The 3,308-nt window shown below is 65.0% G+C and carries 2 protein-coding genes; both read left to right on the forward strand.

The features are described 5' to 3' along the window. Positions 1–1,129: ABC transporter substrate-binding protein (locus MJ797_RS19565; protein WP_239337649.1), on the forward strand; the 1,129-nt coding region annotated here is incomplete at its 5' end. A 109-nt stretch (positions 1,130–1,238) separates the two neighbouring features. After that, positions 1,239–2,867, forward strand: a complete 1,629-nt coding sequence (locus MJ797_RS19570) for a long-chain fatty acid--CoA ligase (protein WP_239337652.1) — start codon at positions 1,239–1,241, stop codon at positions 2,865–2,867. The last annotated feature ends 441 nt before the right edge of the window (positions 2,868–3,308 follow it).

The following is a 3,308-nucleotide window of genomic DNA, read 5'->3' on the forward strand; positions in this document are numbered from 1 at the left end:
CGTCACCGACAAAGTGATCAAACTGGGTGTCCTCACCGACCGGACCGGACCGTTCGCCGGTGCTGGCATAGCCGCGGAGCAGGGACGGCTGCTGTACTGGGACAAGAAGAACGCCGCCGGCGGGATCTGCGGCCGGCAGGTCCAGTTCGTTGTCAAGGACCATGGGTACAACCCCCAGAAGGCGGTCACCGCGTACAGCCAGATGGAGGGCGAGGTCCTTGCGCTCGACGAGCTGCTCGGCTCGCCAGAGATCGCCGCGCTGCTTCCCAGCCTCCAGAGCAACCAGATGCTGACCATGGCTGCGTCCTGGTCGTCGGCGCTGCTCAGCAATCCGTATGTGGTGATTTCCGGGACGACATACGACATTGAAATGATTAACGGGATCGAGTGGCTGCTCCAGCAGAAGCGTCTTGCCACGGGTGACAAGATCGGCCACATCTTCGTCGAAGGTGACTACGGTGAGAACGCTGTGGCCGGAAGCCGGGCGGCCGCCAAGGCGCTGGGCCTGCAGCTCGTCGAGCAGAAGGTCAAGGCGACCGACACCGATCTGACCGGCCAAATCACAGCGTTGCGCAGCGCGGATGTCAAGGCGGTCCTGCTCACCACCACCCCGCCGCAGACCGCGTCCGCGGTCGGGGTCGCTGAAGCCGCCAAGTTCACCCCCGCCTTTCTCGCCTCCAACCCAGCCTTCAGCCCACAGCTGCTTAACACGGCGGCTGGGGGCGCGCTGGAGAAGAGGCTGCTCGTAGCGACATCCACCGCCCCGTTCTCGTCCACCGCACCCGGGCCGTCCCAGGTCCGCAGTGCGTTCGAGGCCAAGTACGCGGGTCAGCCGAAGTCGTCGTACGTTATGTACGGGTACGCGCAAGGTGAGATCATGGCACGGATCCTCGATACCGCCTGCCGCGCCAACACGCTGACCAGGCCCGGTCTTCTCACCGCGTTCCAGAGCCTCGCGAACGTCCAGACCGATGGGCTGGTTGCGCCCTTGGACTACAGCAAGAGTGGACGGACGCCAGCCCGGCAAATCTACCTGGCCCGCCCGGACTCCGCCGCCGCCGGTGGGCTGACCCAGATACAGGACCTGTTCGCTACCCCACTTGCGGGCAGCTACCAGCCGACCGGCTGAGCGCAGGCCGGAACGGCGTCCGCAGTCACCCGGAATCCTCGCCGATCGAAGCCACTCCGCGGCCACCTGCGCGTGGAGTGGCTTCGATCAGCAACGAAAGGAGCAATGAATGCACAGCACGATGCAGGACACCCCGCTGGAGATCCGCCGTCTCCTCGAGCACGGCAGTTCGTTGCATAGTGCAAGTTGTGTTAGTACGGCCACGTTGGGTGAGGTCCGTCGGGGCAGCTATCACGAGGTCGGCGCGAACGCCGCCCGGTTGGCGCATGCGCTGCGTGCGCTCGGGGTGCGAGCGGATGACCGGGTCGCGACCTTCATGTGGAACAACCAGGAACACGTCGAGGCGTACTTCGCCGTCCCGTGCATGGGAGCGGTCCTGCACCCGCTGAATTTCCGGCTGGCCGAGGAGCAGATCCGCTACGTCGCCAACCATGCCGAGGACAAGGTGGTCATTGTCGACGCGTCGTTGCTGCCGGCCTTCGCCCGGCTGGCGCCGGAGATGCGGACGGTGGAGCACGTGGTGGTCAGCGGCGGCGCCGACCATACGCTACTCGACGGCACCGGTATCGCGGTACACGATTACCAGCAGTTGATCGACAGTCAGCCCGACAGTTATCCATGGCCGGATACGGCCGAGCATCAAGCCGCGGCGATGTGCTACACCTCGGGCACGACCGGTGACCCGAAGGGTGTCGTCTACAGCCATCGGTCGATCTACCTGCACGCCATGGCGATAACATTTCCCGATACGTTCGGCCTGTCGGTGCGTGACTGTATGCTCGCCATCGTCCCGCAGTTTCACGTCCTGGCCTGGGGATTGCCATACGCGGCCTTTCTGACCGGCGCATCGCTGGCGATGCCGGACCGGTTTCTCGCCGCGGAACCGCTCGCCGCGTTCATCGCCGCCGCGCGGCCGAACAAGGCTGCCGGTGTCCCAGCCGTATGGCGGACGTTGCTCCAGTATGTGGACGCTCATCCCGATGCCGATATCTCGTCCCTCCGGGAGGGGATGGTCGGCGGGTCGGCCTGCTCGGAGTCGCTCATGCGGGACTACCAGGAACGTTATGGCATCACCCTCCTGCATGCCTGGGGGATGACCGAGACGTCGCCGCTGGGCAGTGTGGCGCGCCCGCCCGCCTCCGCCGGCCTGGCCGAGAGCTGGCGCTACCGGATCAGCCAGGGCCGATTCGTCGGCCCTGTCGAGGCGCGCCTGGTCGGTCCCAACGGATCCGTTCTGCCCAACGACGGGCACAGCGCCGGTGAACTGCACGTCCGTGGCCCGTGGATCACCGCTCGGTACTACCGCGACAACGACCAGGACAAGTTCCCGGACGGCTGGCTACGCACCGGCGATGTCGGCATCATTACGCCGGACGGTTACCTCACCCTCACCGACCGGACCAAAGACGTCATCAAGTCCGGCGGAGAATGGATCTCCTCGGTTGACCTGGAGAACCACCTCATGTCCCACCCGGCCGTATACGAGGCCGCCGTCATCGGGATACCCGACGAACGCTGGGGAGAACGCCCGCTGGCGACCATCGTGGTCAGCGAGGGCCAGCAGGTCTCACCCACTGAGCTACGCGACTACCTTGCCGCTAAACTGCCCAGATGGCAGCTGCCCGACCACTGGTCGTTCCTCACCGAAGTACCCAAGACCTCGGTCGGCAAGTTCGACAAGAAGGTCCTGCGGCAGCAGCACGCCGGTGGCGTTCTCGATATTCAGCAGTTGCGATAGGGCGCTCCCTGGAACCGCGTGTGGCGCGGTTCCAGGGAGGATCGCTGATCGTTTGATTCAGTAATATGATTCCACGGTGCTGTCGTGGAATCGCCGTGAGTTGCCATACGGGTCCTTGCTCGTGTTTCCATCGTCGCCGTCGAAAGGGAGCCGAAGCTGGCGGGGCGCACGGTTGTGGTGATAATCTACTGGCGTATGGTTTCCTACTGATTAAGCGACGTATGCAGAATTATCCGACTGATGACAGCGTCAGCGGTATGGGCCGCCGGGGGATGGGTGGCAGGGGGACGGGGGGACGGGGGTCGGTTTCGACGTCAGGCGATTGGCCAGCAGGAGGAGCGACATGACCCTTGTGACCGGGGAACGACTTGCGGAGATCCGCCCATCGGAGGTGTCGGTCGGTGGGCCCGCCTTGCGCGGGACGCCGTGGACACAGGTGCC

Origin of the sequence: Protofrankia sp. CiP3 (assembly GCF_917627345.1) — a bacterium.
GTDB lineage: Bacteria > Actinomycetota > Actinomycetes > Frankiales > Frankiaceae > Protofrankia.

What these genes read in the sequence shown, in the direction of transcription:
- MJ797_RS19570 (WP_239337652.1), top strand. Translation starts at nt 1,239, where the DNA reads ATGCACAGCACGATGCAGGACACCCCGCTGGAGATCCGCCGTCTCCTC.